This window comes from Pseudomonas imperatae (assembly GCF_057128625.1).
In genome coordinates this window covers 12,947-31,252 of the sequence record NZ_JBSKHP010000018.1, presented here as the reverse complement: position 1 = coordinate 31,252, position 18,306 = coordinate 12,947, and the positions used below count along the sequence as shown (strand labels likewise).

General features: G+C 66.8%; 17 protein-coding genes. 4 read left to right on the top strand and 13 right to left on the bottom strand.

Annotation, left to right across the window (positions count from 1 at the left end):
• Window positions 1-3: 3 nt before the first annotated feature.
• A complete protein-coding gene (locus ACWKWX_RS21610) occupies window positions 4-582 on the bottom strand; it encodes a CGNR zinc finger domain-containing protein (RefSeq protein WP_483828870.1) in 579 nt (192 codons plus the stop codon).
• Window positions 583-709: 127 nt separating this feature from the next.
• Between ACWKWX_RS21610 and ACWKWX_RS21605 the strand changes: the two genes are divergently transcribed.
• On the top strand, window positions 710-1,561 hold the full coding sequence (locus tag ACWKWX_RS21605; protein ID WP_483828869.1) for an alpha/beta fold hydrolase: 852 nt from the start codon (window positions 710-712) through the stop codon (window positions 1,559-1,561).
• Window positions 1,562-1,585: 24 nt separating this feature from the next.
• Window positions 1,586-2,380 (top strand): alpha/beta fold hydrolase, encoded by a 795-nt coding sequence (locus tag ACWKWX_RS21600; RefSeq protein ID WP_483828868.1) that lies wholly within the window; start codon window positions 1,586-1,588, stop codon window positions 2,378-2,380.
• Here the strand turns inward: ACWKWX_RS21600 and ACWKWX_RS21595 are convergent.
• The gene (locus ACWKWX_RS21595; protein ID WP_416423680.1) at window positions 2,373-2,993 is read right to left on the bottom strand and encodes a cell wall hydrolase; all 621 of its coding nucleotides are present in this window, start codon (window positions 2,991-2,993) and stop codon (window positions 2,373-2,375) included. The genes ACWKWX_RS21600 and ACWKWX_RS21595 overlap by 8 nt on opposite strands.
• A gap of 274 nt (window positions 2,994-3,267) precedes the next feature.
• Here ACWKWX_RS21595 and ACWKWX_RS21590 point away from each other — a divergent pair, with 274 nt between their 5' ends.
• Window positions 3,268-4,323: a permease gene (locus tag ACWKWX_RS21590; RefSeq protein WP_483828867.1), complete on the top strand. Its 1,056-nt coding sequence runs from the start codon at window positions 3,268-3,270 to the stop codon at window positions 4,321-4,323.
• 27 nt (window positions 4,324-4,350) lie between these two features.
• Here the strand turns inward: ACWKWX_RS21590 and mnmH are convergent, their stop codons facing one another.
• From mnmH to otnI, 3 genes are all read right to left on the bottom strand, one after another.
• Entirely contained in the window at window positions 4,351-5,457 is a 1,107-nt protein-coding gene (mnmH, locus tag ACWKWX_RS21585) for a tRNA 2-selenouridine(34) synthase MnmH (RefSeq protein WP_483828866.1), read from the bottom strand.
• Window positions 5,450-6,487, bottom strand: a complete 1,038-nt coding sequence (gene selD / locus ACWKWX_RS21580) for a selenide, water dikinase SelD (RefSeq protein ID WP_476301260.1) — start codon at window positions 6,485-6,487, stop codon at window positions 5,450-5,452. The genes mnmH and selD overlap by 8 nt, the downstream gene beginning before the upstream one ends.
• Window positions 6,488-6,759: 272 nt before the next feature.
• Complete coding sequence (gene otnI / locus ACWKWX_RS21575) at window positions 6,760-7,542, bottom strand: 2-oxo-tetronate isomerase (RefSeq protein ID WP_483828865.1); 783 nt, start codon at window positions 7,540-7,542, stop codon at window positions 6,760-6,762.
• A 161-nt stretch (window positions 7,543-7,703) separates the two neighbouring features.
• On the opposite strand from otnI, the gene ACWKWX_RS21570 reads away from it, so the two are divergent.
• Window positions 7,704-8,177 (top strand): nuclear transport factor 2 family protein, encoded by a 474-nt coding sequence (locus ACWKWX_RS21570; RefSeq protein ID WP_483828864.1) that lies wholly within the window; start codon window positions 7,704-7,706, stop codon window positions 8,175-8,177.
• Between the two features lie 244 nt (window positions 8,178-8,421).
• On the opposite strand, the gene ACWKWX_RS21565 is transcribed toward ACWKWX_RS21570, so the two are convergent.
• The 8 genes from ACWKWX_RS21565 to ACWKWX_RS21530 all read right to left on the bottom strand — a co-directional run bounded on the left by ACWKWX_RS21565 (window position 8,422) and on the right by ACWKWX_RS21530 (window position 18,198).
• On the bottom strand, window positions 8,422-10,695 hold the full coding sequence (locus tag ACWKWX_RS21565; protein ID WP_483828863.1) for an FdhF/YdeP family oxidoreductase: 2,274 nt from the start codon (window positions 10,693-10,695) through the stop codon (window positions 8,422-8,424).
• A gap of 235 nt (window positions 10,696-10,930) precedes the next feature.
• Window positions 10,931-11,518, bottom strand: coding sequence for a PqiC family protein (locus ACWKWX_RS21560; protein WP_483828862.1), 588 nt, complete (start codon window positions 11,516-11,518; stop codon window positions 10,931-10,933).
• Between the two features lie 5 nt (window positions 11,519-11,523).
• Window positions 11,524-13,191, bottom strand: a complete 1,668-nt coding sequence (locus tag ACWKWX_RS21555; RefSeq protein WP_416423672.1) for a PqiB family protein — start codon at window positions 13,189-13,191, stop codon at window positions 11,524-11,526.
• Window positions 13,184-13,798 (bottom strand): paraquat-inducible protein A, encoded by a 615-nt coding sequence (locus tag ACWKWX_RS21550; RefSeq protein ID WP_416423671.1) that lies wholly within the window; start codon window positions 13,796-13,798, stop codon window positions 13,184-13,186. Before ACWKWX_RS21550 ends, ACWKWX_RS21555 begins: the two co-directional genes overlap by 8 nt.
• The gene (locus ACWKWX_RS21545; RefSeq protein WP_416423670.1) at window positions 13,795-14,403 is read right to left on the bottom strand and encodes a paraquat-inducible protein A; all 609 of its coding nucleotides are present in this window, start codon (window positions 14,401-14,403) and stop codon (window positions 13,795-13,797) included. The genes ACWKWX_RS21550 and ACWKWX_RS21545 overlap by 4 nt, the downstream gene beginning before the upstream one ends.
• Before the next feature lie 160 nt (window positions 14,404-14,563).
• The gene (gene araH, locus ACWKWX_RS21540) at window positions 14,564-15,529 is read right to left on the bottom strand and encodes an L-arabinose ABC transporter permease AraH (protein ID WP_416423669.1); all 966 of its coding nucleotides are present in this window, start codon (window positions 15,527-15,529) and stop codon (window positions 14,564-14,566) included.
• Between the two features lie 21 nt (window positions 15,530-15,550).
• Window positions 15,551-17,080 carry an L-arabinose ABC transporter ATP-binding protein AraG gene (gene araG / locus ACWKWX_RS21535; RefSeq protein WP_483828861.1) on the bottom strand — a complete coding sequence of 510 codons (1,530 nt, stop codon included), beginning with the start codon at window positions 17,078-17,080 and terminating at the stop codon, window positions 15,551-15,553.
• A gap of 113 nt (window positions 17,081-17,193) precedes the next feature.
• Window positions 17,194-18,198, bottom strand: a complete 1,005-nt coding sequence (locus tag ACWKWX_RS21530) for a substrate-binding domain-containing protein (protein WP_483828860.1) — start codon at window positions 18,196-18,198, stop codon at window positions 17,194-17,196.
• Window positions 18,199-18,306: the final 108 nt, after the last annotated feature.

Genomic DNA, 18,306 nt, shown 5'->3' with positions numbered 1-18,306 from the left:
GCTTCATAAGCCCGCTTCCTGCCGCCGCTTGCGGAATTCCGCCACCTTGTGACGGTTGCCGCAGGCGGCCATGCTGCACCAGCGGCGCTTGTGCGACTTGGTGCGGTCGTAGAACAGCAGCGTGCACTCGTTGCTCTCGCACTGGCGCACCAGGCTGAAGTCGCCGTCGGCCAGCAGCTCGGCGGCGCTCAGCGCCAGCTGGCTCACGCAGCGGGTGACCGCGTCGTCGCCGCTGGCCCGGTCCAGGCTCACCCCGCCATCTTCCCTCCATACCAGCTGCACCACGGCCTTGCGCAGCAGCGCGTTCAGGGCCGTGGGGTCGGCTGCCTGGCCTGCCAGCCGCGCGTAGAGCAGCGGTTCGAAGGTGTCGCGCAGCTGTTTCAGCGCCAGCAGCAGCCGCGCCTGCTCAGCCGATGTATCAGCGCCGGGCACATTCAGGCCCAGGGCCTCCAGCCATTGCAGCGCCACGTCTGCGCTGGTCAGCAGGTCGCGGCGCTGGCCGTCGACCATCATTTGCGTGTTGAGCAGGTCCAGGGCCGGGTGGTCGGCGACCACCAGCGGCGCTGGCAGGGTTGCGGTCATGGTGCGGTCTCCGTTCGTCTTGCCCACAGTGTAACCGATAAAAACAATTTGACTAGTTACAGGATGCATGAACAAATAGACCTGTAACCGCCAATAACGCAATTAACAGTTACATGAGGCTTCCACCATGACCGTTCACTACCGCTATGCCGACGCCGATGGCGTGCGTGTGTTCTACCGCGAAGCCGGCGCCGCCGACGCCCCGGTGCTGTTGCTGCTGCACGGCTACCCCACCTCCTCGCACCAGTTCCGCGAGCTGATCCCGCTGCTGGCTGGCCACTTTCGGGTCATCGCGCCCGACCTGCCGGGCTTTGGTTTCACCCAGGTGCCGGCGGCGCGCGGGTACGTGTACAGTTTCGACAACCTGGCCCTGACCCTGGGCGCGTTCGTCAACACCCTGGGCCTTGAACAGTACGCGATGTACATCTTCGACTACGGCGCGCCCACCGGCCTGCGCCTGGCCCTGGCCCACCCCGAGCGCGTCACCGGGCTGGTGTCGCAGAACGGCAACGCCTACCTCGAAGGCCTGGGCGACGCCTGGGCGCCCATTCGCCGCTACTGGGCCGAGCCCACGGCCGAGCACCGCCAGGTGGTGCACGACAACGTGCTGAACCTTGAAGGCACCCGCTACCAGTACGAGGAAGGCGTACCCCACCTAGAGCTGATCGCGCCCGAGAGCTACACCCTCGACGCGCTGCTGATGGAGCGCCCGGGCAACAAGGACATCCAGCTGGACCTGTTCTACGACTACCGCAACAACCTCACCCTGTACCCGGCGTTCCAGCAGTTCTTCCGCGACACCCGCCTGCCCACGCTGGTGATCTGGGGCAAGGGCGACCCGTTCTTCATTCCGCCGGGCGCGCAGGCCTACGCCCGTGACAACCCCAACGCCATCGTCGAGCTGCTGGACACCGGCCACTTCGCCCTGGAAACCCACGTGCGGCACATCGCCGGGCGCATTATCGATGTGCTAGGTTAACGGCCTTTTGCCGAGGCCCTACCCATGCAAGGATCTGTCATTTCCCGCGACGGAACGTCCATTGGCTACCAGCGCTGGGGCACCGGCCCGGCGCTGGTGGTGTGCCATGGCGCCTTCAGCCAGGCGAGGGACTGGACGGCGTTCGCGCAGCTGCTGGGCGAGAGCCACACGGTGTACCTATACGACCGCCGCGGCCGTGGGGCCAGCCCCTATGGCGCGGCGCCCTATTGCCTCGACGCCGAGCTGGACGACCTGGCCGCCATGGTGGAACTCGCCGGTAATGGCTGCGCGGTGCTGGGCCACAGTTTTGGCGGCGGCTGCGCGCTGATGTACGCCCTGCGCGATGGCTTCAAGGGCACGCTGGTGCTGTACGAACCGATGAACTCGCTGCCGCGCCAGGCCAGCGACGGCCACCTGCCGCGCCTGCAGGCACTGGTGGCGCAGGGTGAGCTGGAGGCGGCCACGGTGCACGCCCTGACCCACATCGTGCGGATGAACCCGGCACAGGTGGAACTGATGAAGCAGATTGCGCTGTGGCCGGCCATGGTCGCCACCGCGCCAGCCTTCGTCAACGAAGCGGCGGCGCTGGACACCATCACGCCGTCGCTGGAGGATTGCCGCGCGCTCAAGGCCCGGCCGTTCATGCTGCTGGGCGAAGCCAGCGACCACGACCCGTGCCTGCTGTGCCCGGCGGCGCTGGTGGACCGCCTGCGCGGGCTGACCTTGTACCCGCTGCGGCGCCAGGGCCATGCCGCCTACCTCACCGACCCGGTGCAACTGACGCGCGTGGTGCGCCAGTGCCTGGCCACGGCTATTTAGCCTTGCCTTCGCGCGGCTTGTAGAACAGAAATTCGGCGGTTTGCGCCGTGCGCAGGTATTTGCCCGCCCACGCCGGCTTCACCTTTCTATCGTGAAAATACATGGCGCCGTGGGTGGCGTCCGGCGACTCCTGGTTGAGGGCCTTGCGCGCGATTTCCTTGGCGATGCTGTAGCGGTCGGCCTCCTGCACGTCATCGGCGCGGCCGTCGCACCACCAGGAAAACTGGCAGACCTTCTTGTCGGCGCCCTCCTTCACCACCTCGCACACGGTGCCGGGGAAGCCCTCGTGGCCGACGCGGTTGAGCACCACGTGGGCCACCGCGTCCATGTCGGCCGGGGTGCCGCCCTTGGCTTCCCAGTAGATGGTGCGCGCCAGGCAGGTCAGCGGCTCGTCCACCGGCTTGGCGCCGGCGGGGTCCACCACCTGGGCTTCGGTCTTGGTGATGATCTCGGCCTTGGGCACCGGGGTGGCGGTGTCCTTGTCGGCGGCCTTCTGCTCCAGCACCTCGGCCTTCTGGATGGCCTTGGCGGGGCTGGCGGGAGGATCGTCGGCCAGTATGAAGGGGGAAAACACCAGCATTGCCACGCCTGCCACGGTAACGAGAGCGCGCATGATTGGAACTCACTGAGGGTGCCGCGACGGTCCTGCCCAAGCCCCGTATGCCCCCGGTTTTGCGGGGCCATCGGGCCATTATCCTTATTGGTGAAGTCACTGTAGCAGCTGCCGCAGGCGGCGTCGCAGGCAACGCGGTGTATTGCTATTCCCTGTGGGAGCTGGCTTGCCAGCGAGCTGTTGAGACCTGAACAGCTCGCTGGCAAGCCAGCTCCCACAAGACAATGTGCGGCTACAATTATTCGTTACCTTCCCCCTCGCCGGTACCGCCGCCATGAGCACGCTCACCTCCCCCGCCCATACGCGTTCGTCCCTGTTCTGGCTCAAGCCGCTGCTGTTCGTGCTGGTGGCGGTGGTTGGCCTGTACTACGTGAAGTGGTCGCCCTATTACCTGAAGTCGTTCGTGGCGGCCAGCAACCACAGCATCGGCGCCTCGATCATCGACGACCACGCCCAGGACCCCATGGCCGCCGCGCTGGCCTACGCCCAGGTGTACTTCCTGGCCATCTGGAAGGCTGCGGTGCTGGGGGTGCTGCTGGGCTCGCTGGTGCAGGTGTTGATACCGCGCGACTGGCTGTTGCGGGTGTTCGGCCGCGCCGGCCTGGGCTCGACGGTGCGCGGCGGGCTGTTCGCGTTGCCGGGCATGATGTGCAGCTGCTGCGCCGCGCCGGTGGTGGCCGGCCTGCGCCGCCAGCGGGTGTCGGTGGGCGCGGCGCTGGCGTTCTGGATGGCCAACCCGGTGCTCAACCCGGCCACGCTGATCTTCATGGGCTTCGTGCTGGGCTGGGGTTTCACCGTGCTGCGCCTGGTGGCCGGGGTAATCCTGGTGGTCGGCGTGTCCCTGTACGCCCAGCGCATCGCCGCGCCGGAAGTGCTGCCTGAGCCTGCGGTGGAGGCGGTGGCCGATGCGTCCAGCGCCCCCCAGGGCAACCTGTTCAACCGCTGGATGCGCTCGCTGTGGCAGCTGTTCTGGACCACCATCCCGATCTACGTGCTGGCCGTGCTGCTGCTGGGCGCTGCGCGGGTGTGGCTGTTCCCCCACGTGGACGGCGCCATGGGCAACAGCCTGCTGTGGCTGGTGCCGCTGGCGGTGGTGGGCACGCTGTTCGTGATTCCCACGGCGGCGGAAATCCCCATCGTGCAAACCCTGATGACCCTGGGCCTGGGCACCGCACCGGCGGTGGCGCTGCTGATGACCCTGCCCAGCGTGAGCCTGCCGTCGATGCTGATGCTGCGCAAATCCTTCGATGCCAAGGTGCTGGTGATGGTGGCGGTGCTGACCATGGTGGTGGGCGTGATCACCGGGTTGATTGGGGCTGCGGTGCTATAAGTTAGCGGACGCGGCCTGCGGCAGCTGCTACGGGGTTTGGCGGCGGCGGTGGTGGAGATAGGCCTCCACTTCGTCGGCGCTGCCCGTGAACTCGATGCGCGCGCCCTTGGCCTGGCGCTGGTAGGCGTACATGGGGTCGTAGTATTCGTCCAGCAGCACGCGGATCCACGCCCGGTGCAGCTCCACCGCGCCGCTGCGGTACTGTTCGTCCAGCGCCGCGTCCATGGCGCTGGCCAGGCGCTGGAAGCGTTCGCCGCCCAGGCGCTTGACGTTGCTGGCCAGGCTTTGCTGCATGCGCTGGGCGAACAGCGCAAAGCCCTGGTCGGCGCCGTGCAGGCCGACGAACTCGGCGCACAGGTCCACCACGTAATCCTTGAGAATGCGCTGCACGCGCTGCTCGACGCTGTCCAGCAGCCACACCAGCGGCGCGCCCTGCATGCGCCGGTACAGCGCCAGCGGCACCGCCCGGCTGCCGATGGCGCGGCCTTCGTCTTCCAGCACGAACTGCTGCACGCCGCGCGCGCGCTGCTTGAGGATATCCACCGCCAGCTGGTTTTCGAAGTTGATCTGCACCGGCTGCGGCGTGGCGTGCTTGCCGAAGCTGGAGCCCCGGTGATGGGCGTGGCCCTCCAGGTCCAGGGCGTTGTCCAGGCGCTGCAGCACCTCGGTCTTGCCGGTGCCGGTCATGCCGCCCAGCAGCACGAAATCACACTGCTGCGCCGCCTCTTCGGTGACGGTCAGCAGGCAGTGGCGCAGCGCCTTGTAGCCGCCCACCACCCGCGGGTACTGCACGCCCACCTCGTCCCGCAGCCACTGCTGGCTGATCTGTGAGCGCAGGCCGCCGCGATAGCAGTACAGGTAGCCATCAGGGTGCCGTTCGGTGAACGCCCGCCAGGCGTCGATGCGCGCCTGCTTGAGCGCACCCTGCACCAGGCGGTGGCCCAGTTCGATGGCGGCCTGCTGGCCGTGCTGCTTGAAGCAGGTGCCCACCTGCTCGCGCTCGCGGTCGTCCATCAGCGGCAGGTTGCAGGCGTGGGCGAAGGCGCCGTGGTGGAACTCCACCGGCGCGCGCACGTCGATCAGGGGGGTGTCGGCGAGGAACAGCGCGCGATAGTCCCGGCAGTCGTCACGCATCCAGTTCCACCGCGTGGGCCTGTTGCGCCTCGAAGTGGCCGATGGGCGCCAGGGCCATGCCCAGCTCCGCCGCCAGCGCCAGGAACGCTTGCTGGGCGTGGGGTTCGACGGCCACCAACAGGCCGCCGCTGGTCTGCGGGTCGCACAGCAGCAGCTTGTGCATGGCGGTCAGGCGCCCGATGCGCTCGCCGTAGCTGTCGAAATTGCGCAGGGTGCCGCCGGGCACGCAGCCCTTCTCCAGGTAGTATTCGATGTTGGCCAGCACCGGCACCTGGCCCACTTGCAGGCGGGCGGTCAGGCCGCTGCCGTCGGCCATTTCCACCAGGTGGCCGAGCAGGCCGAAGCCGGTGACGTCGGTCATGGCCGTGACGCCCGGCAGCCGGGCGAAACGGCTGCCGGCGTTGTTCAGGGTGCACATCAGGTCGCGCGCCACGCCGACGTCGGCCTGGCGCAGCAGGCCTTTCTTTTCCGCCGTGGTCAGCACGCCGATGCCCAGGGGTTTGGTCAGGTACAGCTGGCTGCCCAGGGTGGCGGTGTCGTTGCGCTGCATGAAGCGCTTTTCCACCAGGCCCGTCACCGCCAGGCCGAAGATCGGCTCCGGGGCATCGATGGAATGCCCGCCTGCCAGGGGAATGCCGGCGGCATCACAGACCGCGCGGCCGCCGCGGATCACCTCGCGCGCCACCTCGGCGGGCAGCACGTTCACCGGCCAGCCGAGGATGGCGATGGCCATCAGCGGGTCGCCGCCCATGGCGTAGATGTCGCTGATGGCGTTGGTGGCGGCGATGCGGCCGAAGTCGAAGGGGTCGTCGACAATCGGCATGAAGAAATCGGTGGTGGACACCACCCCGCGCTCGCCATCGATGCCGTACACCGCCGCGTCGTCACGCGAGGCGTTGCCCACCCACAGGTTGGGGTCCAGGTGTTGCGCGCCGCTGCCGGCGAGGATCACCTCCAGCACCTTGGGCGAGATCTTGCAGCCGCAACCGGCGCCGTGGCTGTACTGGGTGAGGCGGATGGGTTCACTCATGTCCGAAAGCCCTGGCAGGTCAATCCATTGAGTCTAACAGAGCCTCCGAACGGCGCTGGACCCACCGGTTTGGTCATTATTTCATCACATCGACTCCACCCCCGGTTTTGCTGGGGTTGGGCGTTTTATCCACAGAGATACTCACGATTTCCGGGGACAACTTTTCTGCGGGGCCTGGATAGTTGAACAGTGATCGCGCGCGGCACCAGCCCCACCCGTAGCAGCGGCCGCAGGCCGCGTCTTGGGGGCCGGACGCGGCCTGGCGGCCGCTGCTACAGGGCGCGCCAGTCGCGCAGCCAGGCCAGGCCGGCGCTGGTGTCGCCCTTGGGGCGGTACTCGCAGCCGATCCAGCCGTCGTAGCCCAGGTCGTCGATGAGCTGGAACAGGTACGGGTAGTTCAGCTCGCCCAGGTCCGGCTCGTGGCGGTCCGGCACGCCGGCGATCTGGATGTGGCCGATGCCGGCCATGTCGCGGCGCAGTTTCACCGCCAGGTCGCCTTCGACGATCTGGCAGTGGTAGCAATCGAACTGCACCTTGAGGTTGGCGGCGCCCACTTCGCGGCAGATGGCCTGGGCCTGGTCCTGACGGTTGAGGAAGAAGCCAGGCATGTCGCGGGTGTTGATCGGCTCCAGCAGCACGGTGACGCCGACCTTGGCGGCCTGGGCAGTGGCATAGGCCAGGTTTTCCAGGTACACCGCGTGGTGGCGGGCGCGCTCGGCTTCGGACGGCAGCAGCCCGGCCATCACGTGCACGCGGCTGTTGCCCAGCACGGCGGCGTAGTCCAGCGCCTGATCAAAGCCTGCGCGGAATTCGGCCTCGCGGCCCGGCAGGCTCGAGGTGCCGCGTTCGCCCTTGGCCCAGTCGCCGGGCGGGGCGTTGAACAGCGCCTGCACCAGGCCGTTGTCGTCCAGGCGCTGCTTGAGTTGGGCGGCGCTGTAGTCGTAGGGGAACAGGTATTCCACGGCGTCGAAACCGTCGGCCCGGGCCGCGGCGAAGCGGTCGAGGAAGTCGTGTTGCGGGTACAGCATGCTGAGGTTGGCAGCGAAACGAGGCATGTTGGCTCCAGGAAAGCGCAAGGCTTGCGAGCCTACCGCACCGGTACCGGTATCCACCAGCACGTTGCGGAACAGACCATCGGCACCGGCATACCGATGGTGGTTGTGGCTTTGCGGATTTGCCGCGATGCTGTACCCCCCCCTTTGCCGAGGACACCCCGATGAGTGACGCGCCCCGCCCGCCCCTGCCCCCTTTCACCCTGGAAACCGCCACGCAGAAAGTCCGCGGCGCCGAGGACGGCTGGAACTCCCGCGACCCGGCCAAGGTGGCCCTGGCCTATACCGAGGACACCTACTGGCGCAACCGCAGCGAGTTCATCCACGGCCGCGCCCAGGCCCAGGCGTTCCTGGCACGCAAGTGGAACAAGGAGCTGGACTACCGCCTGATCAAGGAGCTGTGGGCGTTCGCCGACAACCGCATCGCCGTGCGGTATGCCTACGAGTGGCACGACGACTCGGGCAACTGGTTCCGCTCGTACGGCAACGAGAACTGGGAGTTCGCCGAGAATGGCCTGATGCAACGGCGCTTTGCCTGCATCAACGACCTGCCGATCACCGAGGCCGAACGCAAATACCGCTGGCCGCTGGGGCGCCGCCCGGATGACCATCCAGGCCTGAGCGACTTGGGCCTCTGACGGCAGCTCCCACGCCCCCCTCGTAGCAGCGGCGGGGCGGCCATCCGCCGCAGGCCGCGTCCTGGAGCAACGCAGGACCGCCGCCGGACGCAGCCTTCGGCAGCTGCTACGCGAATGCGGATACCCCATAGACCGCGTCGCCTGCATCGCGGCCAAGGCCGGCTCCTACCACGAATAGTGTAGGAGCCGACTTTAGTCGCGATGCAGACGACGCCATTTCAAGACAGTTGCGGTTACGAGGGGGTCAGCTGAATTCGGAGCGCATCACCCGCACCGGCACCGACTTGTACGACGGCGTGCCGCTGTCCTTGTCGATGTAGTCCAGCGGCACCAGCGAATTGGCCTCGGGGTAGTAGGCGCCCACCGAACCTGGGGCAATCTTGTATTCGATGGCGGTGATTTTCTCGTAGCGCATCCGCCGCCCCTCGGTCACCGTCTCGATGTCCACCAGGTCGCCGTGGGCCAGCCCGCGCGAGTCCAGGTCGGCCTGGCTCATGAACAGCACGTCACGCCGCCCGAACACGCCGCGGTAGCGGTCATCCAGGGCGTAGATGGTGGTGTTGTACTGGTCGTGACTGCGCAGGGTGATCAAGCGCAGGACGTCCTCGCCCTCCACCACCATGTCCTCGTGCAGGCCGGGGAACACGAAGAACTCGGCCTTGCCCGAGGGCGTCAGCCATTTGCGTTCGGTGGCCGGCAGCGGCATGCGGAAGCCGCCGGGCACGCGGATGCGCGCGTTGTAGTTGTCGAAGCCGGGGATGGTCTGCTCGATCAGGTCGCGGATCTTGTCGTAGTCAGCGGCAAGCGCTTTCCACGCCACCTTGCTGTCGGGCAGCGTGGCGCTGGCCATCCCGGCGACGATGGCCGGCTCCGACAGCAGGAACGCCGACGCCGGCGCCAGCTTGCCCGCCGAGGCGTGGACCATGGACATGGAGTCTTCCACAGTGATGGCCTGGGCCAGGCCGTTCTGCACGTCCAGTTCGGTGCGGCCCAGGCAGGGGAACAGGAACGTCTCCTTCGACACCAGCAGGTGGTTGCGGTTGAGCTTGGTGCCCACGTGCACCGCCAGGTCCAGGCGGCCCATGGCCGGGAAGCATTGCGCCGGGTCCGGCAGTGCCACGGCGAAGTTGCCACCCAGGCACAGCAACGCCTTGGCGCTGCCGGCAATCATGGCCTGCATGGTTTGCACCGCGTCATGACCGTGGCCGGCGGGCGGTTTGAAGCCGAACACCTGTTCCAACTTGGCCAGGAAGCTGGCCGACGGTTTCTCGGTGATGCCCACGGTGCGGTTGCCCTGCACGTTGGAGTGGCCGCGCAACGGGCAGATGCCGGCGCCCGGCTTGCCAAGGTTGCCGCGCAGCATCAGCAGGTCGCAGATCAGCCGCACATTGGCCGTGCCCTCGTTGTGCTGGGTGACGCCCATGCCATAGGTGACGATGGTGGCGTTGGACTTCGCGTAGGCAGCGGCGACCTTCTGCATGTCGTCCTGCAGCAGGCCGCTGGCGTGCTCGATGTCCGGCCATTGGGTGGCCAGCAGGTCGGCCTTGAGCGCCTCGAAACCTTGGGTGTGCTCGGCGATGAAGGCATGGTCGAGCACCTGGCCAACGCTGTCTTCGAGTTCCAGCAGCGCTTTCATCACCCCCTTGATGGCCGCCGCATCGCCGCCGGCCTTGACCTGCAGGTAGGTGGACGCAATGCGCGTGGAGCCGTAGGTGGCCATTTCGACCATGCTCTGCGGGTCGGCGAAGCGCTCCAGGGCGCGCTCGCGCAGGGGGTTGAGCACCATGATCGGCACCTTGCGCCGCGAGGCCTCGTGCAACGTGCCCATCATGCGCGGGTGGTTGGTGCCGGGGTTGTGGCCGATGGAGATGATCAGCTCGGTGACGTCGAAATCCTCCAGCGACACCGAGCCCTTGCCCATGCCGATGGAGCGCGGCAGGCCGACGCTGGTGGCCTCGTGGCACATGTTCGAGCAGTCGGGGAAGTTGTTGGTGCCGTACTCCCGGGCATACAGCTGCCACAGGTAGGCCGCTTCGTTGGAGGCGCGGCCCGAGGTGTAGAACTCTACCTGGTCGGGTTGCAGCCCGCGCAGGATCTCGCCGATGCGGGCAAACGCGGCGTCCCATTCGATGGGCTGGTAAGTGTCGCTGGCGCGGTCGTAGACCATGGGGTGGGTCAGGCGGCCGAGGTCTTCCAGCTCGTAGTCGGAGCGGCGCAGCAGGGCCGAGACCGGGTGGGTGGCGAAGAATTCAGGGGTGACGCGTTTGTTGGTGGCTTCCCAGGTGACGGCCTTGGCGCCGTTCTCACAGAACTGGAAGGTGGAGCGGTGCTCCTTGTCGGGCCAAGCGCAGCCGGGGCAATCGAAGCCGTCCGGCTGGTTGGTGCGCAACAGCGTCAGCGGCGCCTTCAGGGTGTCCATCTGCTCGCGCACCGCCGTGGCGGTAGCCTTCAATGCACCCCAACCGCCTGCGGGGCCGTCGTAGTCCTTGATGCCCGGTACTGTGCGTCGAGTGGCCATGATCTCTCCGTCTGCACGTGGCTCATGGCCGGCTGGCCGGAGCCTGGGAGGACTACATTACGCCTGGCGGCAGGCACGTGCATGATCGGTCGACCGAGCGGTACCTGCATCAGTGCGCCGCGTATTGGCTGGAACACTGCGCCGGGGCCGGACGCAGCCTGCGGCAGCTGCTACGCAACCCCGTAGCAGCGGCCGCAGGCCGCGTCCCGGGCGCGCCACGTATTAGGCGCCGCGGTCAGCCTGGGCAGGCCCAGCTGTTGGCCGCCCTGGCGATCTGCCCGGCCAGTTGGGCGATGGCTTTCTGGTGCGCCAGCACCAGGTCATCCATGCCCACGCCGCTGGCCTCGCGGATCACGCTGGCGCAGGTCAGGGTGCGGCGCTTCTGGCCGTCGCTGCGCTGGCTGAGGCTCCACACCACGTCGATCAGCGCGTACTGGCCCGGCAGCGAATCGAAGCGACGCACGTCGGTCTGCAGTGACACCACCGGCTTGTCGGCGGCCTTGGGCAGGCCCGCCAGGTCGCGGGTGCCCAGCTTCTGCTCCAGCTGCCCGGCCAGGGCGTCGTGGAACTCGTCGGCCAGGGGCGCGCCCCAGCGTTCGGTTTCGAGGATGGCCAGGGCGCCGGTGCTCTGGCGCACCACCATCTGCGGCTGGTCGACCTGCACCGGCATGCGCACGCTGAGCATCTCGAACTGGAACGCCGGCGCCGGGACGCTGGCGGGGCTGGCCGGCGCGGTGGCCACCAGGGTGTAGTAGTGGGTTGGCGCCGAGCTGCAGGCCGCCAGGCCCAGGGTGGCCAGCAGGGCCAGGGAACGGAGGGGCATGGCGGTCATTCCTGTGCAGGTTCACGAGAGGTCGACGAAGTGGGCTGGTAAGCGTCCGGCTTGCCGTCCTTGAGGCGGCCACGGATCAGCGCTTCGGGGTGGCGGCCGAGGAAGTCGGTGAGCACGCGCACCGAACGGGCGGTGCGCTGCACCTCATCCAGGGCCTGGCCCAGCTGCTGACGCTGCGGCGAGTCTTCGGCGAAGCTGTCGTTGGCGGTGGCCAGGGTCTTGCGCGTCTGCACCAGGGTGTCACGCATCTCCGGCAGCACCTGGCCGTTGACGTTCTCCAGGGTCTTGTTGAGCTGGCCGAGGCTGCCGTTGAGGTTGTCGGCGATCTGGTCGATCGGGATCTTGCTCAGCTTGTCGACGAAGCTCTGCAACTGCTCCTGCAACTTGTCCAGGCTGCCCGGCACGGTGGGGATCACCATGGGCCGCGCGCTCATGTCGAAGGGCACCGGGCGGGCGTTGGGCACGAAGTTCATCGACACGTACAGCTGGCCGGTCAGCAGGTTGGCGCTGCGCGCCTGGGCGCGCAGGCCGCGCTTGACGAACTGGCTCATCAGCAGCGCGCCCTTGGCATCGTCCTCGCCACCCATCTGCGCCAGCAGCTTGTCGTGGGCCTTGCCCAGGCGGTTGGGGTAGATCACCGCGCCAATCACCGTGGGGAAGGTCTCGGTCTTGGCGTCGTAGTCCAGGTCCACCGACACCACCTTGCCGACGTTGACGCCCAGGAACTCCACCGGCGCGTTCACGGCCAGGCCCCGCAGGGACTGGTCGAAGCGCATCTGCACGTAGCGCGCCTCGCCATCGGGGGGCGCCAGCGCGGTTTCCTGGTCGTCGAACAGGGTGAACTGCTGGCCTTCGTCGGCCTGGGCCTTGTCGGCGCTGTAGTTGGGCTCCACGAAGGCAATGCCGCCTGAGAGGATGGAGGCCACCGACTGGGTGTTCACCTTCAGGCCGTTGGCGCCCAGGCTGACGTCCACGCCGCTGGCGTTCCAGAAGCGGCTGTCCTTGCGCACGTACTGGTCATTGGGGGCATTGATGAAGACGTCGACGTCGACGCCCTTGCCGTCGTCGGCCAGGTGGTAGGACACCACCTGCCCCACCTGGATACGGCGGTAGTAGACGGCCGAGCCGATGTCCAGCGAGCCCAGGTCACCGGTGTGCAGGGTGAAGCGCTTGCCCTTCTGGCCGTAGGTGATGGCCGGCGGGTTCTCCAGGCCGACGAAGTTCTTCTCGGTGTCGTCGGAGTTGCCTGGGTCGGCGCCGATGAAGGCCCCGGACAGCAACGTGTCGACGCCCGATACGCCGCCGGCGCCGATGCGCGGGCGCACCACCCAGAAGCGGGCGTCACGGGCGGTGAAAGCCTTGGCCGACTGGTCCAGCTCGACCGTGGCGTCGATGTGGCTGCGGTCTTCGCTGAGGGTGATGGCGGTGACCTTGCCGATCACCACGTTCTTGTACTTGACCTGGGTCTTGTTGGCTTCCAGGCCTTCGGCGGTGAGGAAGCTGATCTGGATCTGCGGGCCGGCCGACATGGCCTTGTGCACCACCATCGACAGGCCGATCAGGGCGGCCACGATCGGCACCAGCCAGACCAGCGAGACGTTGAAACGTCGGCGCCGGATCTCGGGGCTCGAAGGCGTGAGGGTGGAACTTGGGTGATCAGACATCTTCAACCTCTGCATCCCAGATAAGCCGGGGATCAAAACTCATGGCCGCCAACATCGTCAGCACCACGACCAAACCAAAGAACAGGATACCCAGGCGCGGCTCGATGCTGCTCAGGGAATGGAATTGCACCAGGGCCGCCACCAGGGCCACCACCAGCACGTCAAGCATGGACCAGTAGCCGATGATCTCGATCAGCCGGTAGAGCTTCGAGCGCTCGCGCATGGCCCACTGGCTGCGGCGCTGGCAGGTGATGAGCAAAGTGCCCAGCACCACGAATTTCATGCACGGCACGGCGATGCTGGCGATGAAGATCAGCAGGGCAATGTCCCAGGAGCCGCCGGCCCAGAACTCCATGACGCCGCTCATGATGGTGTTCTCGCTGCCGCTGCCGAACATGTCGGTGTACATCACCGGCAGCAGGTTGGCCGGTATGTAGAAGACCAGGCTGGCGATCAGGAACGCCCAGGTGCGTGCCAGGCTTTCGGGCTTGCGCCGGTGCACCACCGAATCGCAGCGCGGGCAGTAGTGGCTGCCTTCGGCGCAGGCCAGGCCGCAGGTGTGGCACAGCACCAGCTTGAGTTCGTGGGCATAGGGCGGCTGGCTCATGGAATGACCCCTTCCAGGTCATGCCACAGGCGGCGGATGCTCTTGCCCGAAATCAGGATGATCAGCACCGTCAGCATGGCCAGCGCCCACAGGCCCAGGCCGGGGTGCACGTCGAGCATGCCGCCCAGCTTGACGATGGCGACCAGGATGCCCAGCAGGCACACCTCGAGCATGCTCCACGGGCGCAGGTGCTCCAGGGCGCGCATGCAGGCCTTGAAGCCGGGCGCGGCGACGCCGGCGCAGGCGAAGCTGAGCACCCAGCACAGCAGGATGATCTGCAGCATGGGCGCCAGGATGATGGTCAGCCCGGCCACTGCGGCGATGACGCTGATGCGCCCTTGGGCCAGGGCTTGCACCGACTGCCACAGGGTGGCTTCGTTGCTCAGCCCCTGGAGGCTGATGGAGATCACCGGGAAGGCGTTGGCGAAGCAGAAGACGATGGCCGCGCAGATGGACAACGCCAACAGCTGCTGGGCGCTCATCTGCCCGCCCCGGGCCAGCACCGCGCCGCAACGGGTGCAGCAGGACTTTTCCCCGCGCACCAGGGGGGTGGGCTGGTAGACGGAGTCGCAATGCTCGCAGATGATCCAGTCGGGGTTGTTCATGAGGCTCGTTGACACGGGTGGGAGCGGCATTTTCCTTTGAATGGCAGCGCCGCGTCTAGTTCAGCGTAGGATACATATGTAATTGCATGATAGTGGGTGGGGGACGCGGCCTTTGGCCGCTGCTACGCCCGTAGCAGCGGCCACAGGCCGCGTCTGAAGATTAGCGCTGCTTCAAGCGGTCGATAATCACCGCAATCAGCAGAATGGTCCCGCGGATCACGTACTGGTAGAAGGTGTCGATGTTCTTCAGGTTCATGGCGTTCTCGATGATCGCCAGGATCAGCACGCCGGCGATCACGTGGCGGATCATGCCGATGCCGCCGCTCAGCGACACCCCGCCCAGCACGCAGGCGGAAATCACCGTCAGCTCAAAGCCCTGCCCCACCATGGGCTGCCCGGAGGTCATGCGCGAGGCCAGCACCACGCCGGCCAGGGCGCCCACCAGGCCGTGCACGGCGAAGATGATGATCTTGGTGCGGTCCACGTGCACGCCGGCCAGGCGCGCGGCTTCCTGGTTGCCGCCAATGGCCATGGTGTTGCGGCCGTAGGTGGTGTAGTTGAGCAGCCAGCCGAAGAAGATGAAGCAGACGATGGTGATCAGGATGGGCACCGGCACGCCGAACACCTGGCCGTTGCCGAACACATAGAAGCCCTCGTTCATGACGCCCACGGCCTTGCCGTTGGAGAAAATGTAGGCCAGGCCGCGGACGATCTGCATGGTCGCCAGCGTCGCGATCAGCGCGTTGATGCGCAGCTTGGCGATGACGATGCCGTTGATCAGCCCGACGATCAGGCCCATGCCCAGGGCCGCGGACACGCCAAGGAACACGCTGTTGGTGTCACGCATCACCACGGCGGCGATCACCCCGGCGCAGGCGATGACCGAACCGACCGACAGGTCGAAATGCCCGGAGGCCAGGCAATAGAGCATGGTGCAGGCGGCGATGCCGGTGGTGGAGATCGCCAGGCCCAGGCCGCGCATGTTCATCGGCGACATGAAGTTGTCGATCAACAGGGTGCAGAGCAGGAAGATGCCCAGGGCCGCCAGTAGCATGGCCCACTCATCGAGAAACCGGCGCATGTTCAGTCCTTGCCGCGGCGCGTGCAGGGTGGTGGGAGTGGTCATAAGCACCTCGTTTATTATTGTTCAGCCACGGGTGCGTGGCAGTGCCAGTTGCAGCAGACGGGATTCGTCGGCCTGTTCACGGTTCACTTCGCCGGTCAGGGCGCCTTCGCTCATCACCAGGATGCGGTCACTGATGCCCATCACTTCCATCAGGTCGCTGGACACCACGATCACCGCGATGCCCTGGGCCGCCAGGTTGTGGATGATCTGGTAGATCTCCGACTTGGCGCCGATGTCGATGCCGCGGGTGGGTTCGTCCAGCAGCAGCACCTTCATGGGCATCGACAGCCAGCGGCCGAGAATGGCCTTCTGCTGGTTGCCGCCGGACAGGAACATGATCTGCTGGCCGGGGCTGGGGGTTTTCACGTTCATGGCGCTGATCTGCTGGCGCGCGTTGTCGCGCTCCCAGCGGCCCTGCAGCAGGCAGCCCAGGTGGGCGTGGCGGCTGCGGGCGCCGATGTTGATGTTCTCGGCGACGCTGGACAGCGGCACGATGCCCTCTTTCTTGCGGTCTTCGGGGCACAGCAGGATGCCGGCGTCGATGGCCTGGCGCGGGTTCTTCAGGTGCAGCGGGTGGCCTTCCAGCTCGATATCGCCGGCGCTGTGGCGCGCCAGGCCCGACAGCAGCCGCAGCAGTTCGGTGCGCCCGGCGCCCACCAGGCCGAAGAAGCCCAGCACCTCGCCCTTGTGCAGGCTGAAGCTCACCGGCTCCTGGAGGCCGGGGCCCAGCAGGTCTTTCACCTGCAGGGCCACGCCGCCCTGTTCGCGGGTGCGGTAGTCGTAGATGTCCTGGATGTCGCGGCCGACCATGCAGGTCACCAGCTGGTCGTGGGTCAGCTGCGCCATGTCATCGAAGGTGCGAATGAAGCGGCCGTCCTTGAACACGGTGACGGCGTCGCAGATGCGGAAGATTTCTTCCATGCGGTGCGACACGTACAAAATCACCCGGCCCTCGTCGCGCAGCCGGGCGATGATGGTCATCAGCCGGTCGATCTCGCGGGCCGAGAGGCTGCTGGTGGGTTCGTCGAAGGCGATGACGTGGGCGTTGCGCGACATGGCCTTGGCAATTTCCACCAGTTGCCGCTGGCCCAGGGACAGCTCGCCCAGGCGCGTGCCGGGGTCGATCTCGTCGGCCAGGCCTTTGAGCAGCTCGCGGGCGCGGCGCTGCATGGCGCCGCGGTTGACCAGGCCGAACCGCGCCGGCATGTGCCCCAGCAGCAGGTTTTCGGCCACGCTCATTTCCGGCACCAGGTGCAGCTCCTGGTGAATCACCGCCACGCCGTGGGCGATGCTGTCGGCGGCGGACTTGAACGCCATGGGCTGGTCGCCGATCAGCACCTGGCCAGCGCTGGGCTGGTAGGCGCCGCCGAGAATCTTAAGCAGGGTGGACTTGCCCGCGCCGTTCTCGCCCATCAGCGCCAGCACCTGCCCGGGGTGGGCGGTGAAGCTGATGTCGGACAGCGCGCGCACGCCCGGGAAGTTCTTGCCGATGGCGTCGAAGCGCAGGCTGCCGGTGGCGGTGTGTGGTTGTGTTGCCGTGGATGCATGCATGAGAAGTCTCTTCACCTAGCGATGGCAAAACCCGTAGCAGCTGCCGCAGGCTGCGTCAGCGCTAGTCGCGGTGCGCCGGGACGCGGCCTGCGGCCGCTGCTACGGGGTCGGCGTTACTTCCAGAGCCCGATCTTGGTCAGCACGTCCTGGAAATTGGCGCGGGTGATCAGCGTCACGTCGTCCATGGCGGTGTACTTGGGCGGTTCCTTGCCGGTGGTGACCCACTCGAACACCTGCGACGCGGTGTTGTAGCCTTCCTTGTCGGGGCTGGGCAGCATCGAGCCGAAGAAGCCGCTTTGCGGTTTTTTCAGCTCGTCGATGGCGTCGGTGCCATTGATGCCGATGCCGATCACGTGGTCAGGCTCGAAGCCGTTCGAGGCCGTGGCCCGCACCCCACCCAGCACGGTGTTGTCGTTCATGCCGCCGATGATCAGGTTTTTCGCGTTCGCCGGCAGCTTGGGCAGCGCCGAGTTGACCGCGTCCATGCCACCGGGCACGTCCAGGGTCTTCTGCGGGGCGGTAAGGATGTGCTCGGCGGGCAGGCCGGCTTTTTTCAGCGCGTCGATGGAGCCGTCGGTGCGCTTCTTGCCGGTGTCCAGCTCGTTGTAGGTGTTGATGACGGCGTAGGTGTCTTTCCAGTCCCAGTTGCGCTTCTTGGCCTCGTCAGCCATGGCGGCGCCCTGCTTCTGGCCCACTTCGAAGGCGGCCATGCCCAGGTACGGCACGTCCTCCATGAATTTGCCGTTGGCGTCGACGAAGCGGTCATCCACGGCCATTACCTTGAGGTCGTTGGCCTTGGCCTTGGCGACGATGGCCGGGCCCAGGGACACATCCGGCGGGCAGATGACGAAGCCCTTGGCGCCGTTGGCGGCCAGGCTGTCGATAGCCGAGAGGGTTTTCTCGCCGTCGGGCACGGCGATCTTGATCAGTTCGAAGCCCTTGTCCTTGGCGGCTTTTTCGGCGAAGGCCCATTCGGTCTGGAACCAGGGCTCTTCAGCCTGCTTGACCAGGAAGCCGATCTTCACCGGGTCGGCGGCGAAGGCGGTGGAGCCCAGGCCGAGGATGGCGGTAGACACGGCGGCACAGCACAGGGAACGCATCCCATGGCGACTCAACATAGCTAACTCCTTGTTCTTATTTGATATAGCTACAGCGTCCAGCGGTTTGAGTGGCGCACCCGCAAAGGCGCGATTTACAGTCTTAGCATGTAATCCGGTGTCTCTATG

Excerpts from the sequence above, each read along its gene's own strand:
- ACWKWX_RS21610 (WP_483828870.1), bottom strand. The coding sequence starts at position 582 with ATGACCGCAACCCTGCCAGCGCCGCTGGTGGTCGCCGACCACCCGGCC.
- ACWKWX_RS21605 (WP_483828869.1), top strand. The coding sequence starts at position 710 with ATGACCGTTCACTACCGCTATGCCGACGCCGATGGCGTGCGTGTGTTC.
- ACWKWX_RS21600 (WP_483828868.1), top strand. The coding sequence starts at position 1,586 with ATGCAAGGATCTGTCATTTCCCGCGACGGAACGTCCATTGGCTACCAG.
- ACWKWX_RS21595 (WP_416423680.1), bottom strand. The coding sequence starts at position 2,993 with ATGCGCGCTCTCGTTACCGTGGCAGGCGTGGCAATGCTGGTGTTTTCC.
- ACWKWX_RS21590 (WP_483828867.1), top strand. The coding sequence starts at position 3,268 with ATGAGCACGCTCACCTCCCCCGCCCATACGCGTTCGTCCCTGTTCTGG.
- mnmH (WP_483828866.1), bottom strand. The coding sequence starts at position 5,457 with ATGCGTGACGACTGCCGGGACTATCGCGCGCTGTTCCTCGCCGACACC.
- selD (WP_476301260.1), bottom strand. The coding sequence starts at position 6,487 with ATGAGTGAACCCATCCGCCTCACCCAGTACAGCCACGGCGCCGGTTGC.
- otnI (WP_483828865.1), bottom strand. The coding sequence starts at position 7,542 with ATGCCTCGTTTCGCTGCCAACCTCAGCATGCTGTACCCGCAACACGAC.
- ACWKWX_RS21570 (WP_483828864.1), top strand. The coding sequence starts at position 7,704 with ATGAGTGACGCGCCCCGCCCGCCCCTGCCCCCTTTCACCCTGGAAACC.
- ACWKWX_RS21565 (WP_483828863.1), bottom strand. The coding sequence starts at position 10,695 with ATGGCCACTCGACGCACAGTACCGGGCATCAAGGACTACGACGGCCCC.
- ACWKWX_RS21560 (WP_483828862.1), bottom strand. The coding sequence starts at position 11,518 with ATGCCCCTCCGTTCCCTGGCCCTGCTGGCCACCCTGGGCCTGGCGGCC.
- ACWKWX_RS21555 (WP_416423672.1), bottom strand. The coding sequence starts at position 13,191 with ATGTCTGATCACCCAAGTTCCACCCTCACGCCTTCGAGCCCCGAGATC.
- ACWKWX_RS21550 (WP_416423671.1), bottom strand. The coding sequence starts at position 13,798 with ATGAGCCAGCCGCCCTATGCCCACGAACTCAAGCTGGTGCTGTGCCAC.
- ACWKWX_RS21545 (WP_416423670.1), bottom strand. The coding sequence starts at position 14,403 with ATGAACAACCCCGACTGGATCATCTGCGAGCATTGCGACTCCGTCTAC.
- araH (WP_416423669.1), bottom strand. The coding sequence starts at position 15,529 with ATGACCACTCCCACCACCCTGCACGCGCCGCGGCAAGGACTGAACATG.
- araG (WP_483828861.1), bottom strand. The coding sequence starts at position 17,080 with ATGCATGCATCCACGGCAACACAACCACACACCGCCACCGGCAGCCTG.
- ACWKWX_RS21530 (WP_483828860.1), bottom strand. The coding sequence starts at position 18,198 with ATGTTGAGTCGCCATGGGATGCGTTCCCTGTGCTGTGCCGCCGTGTCT.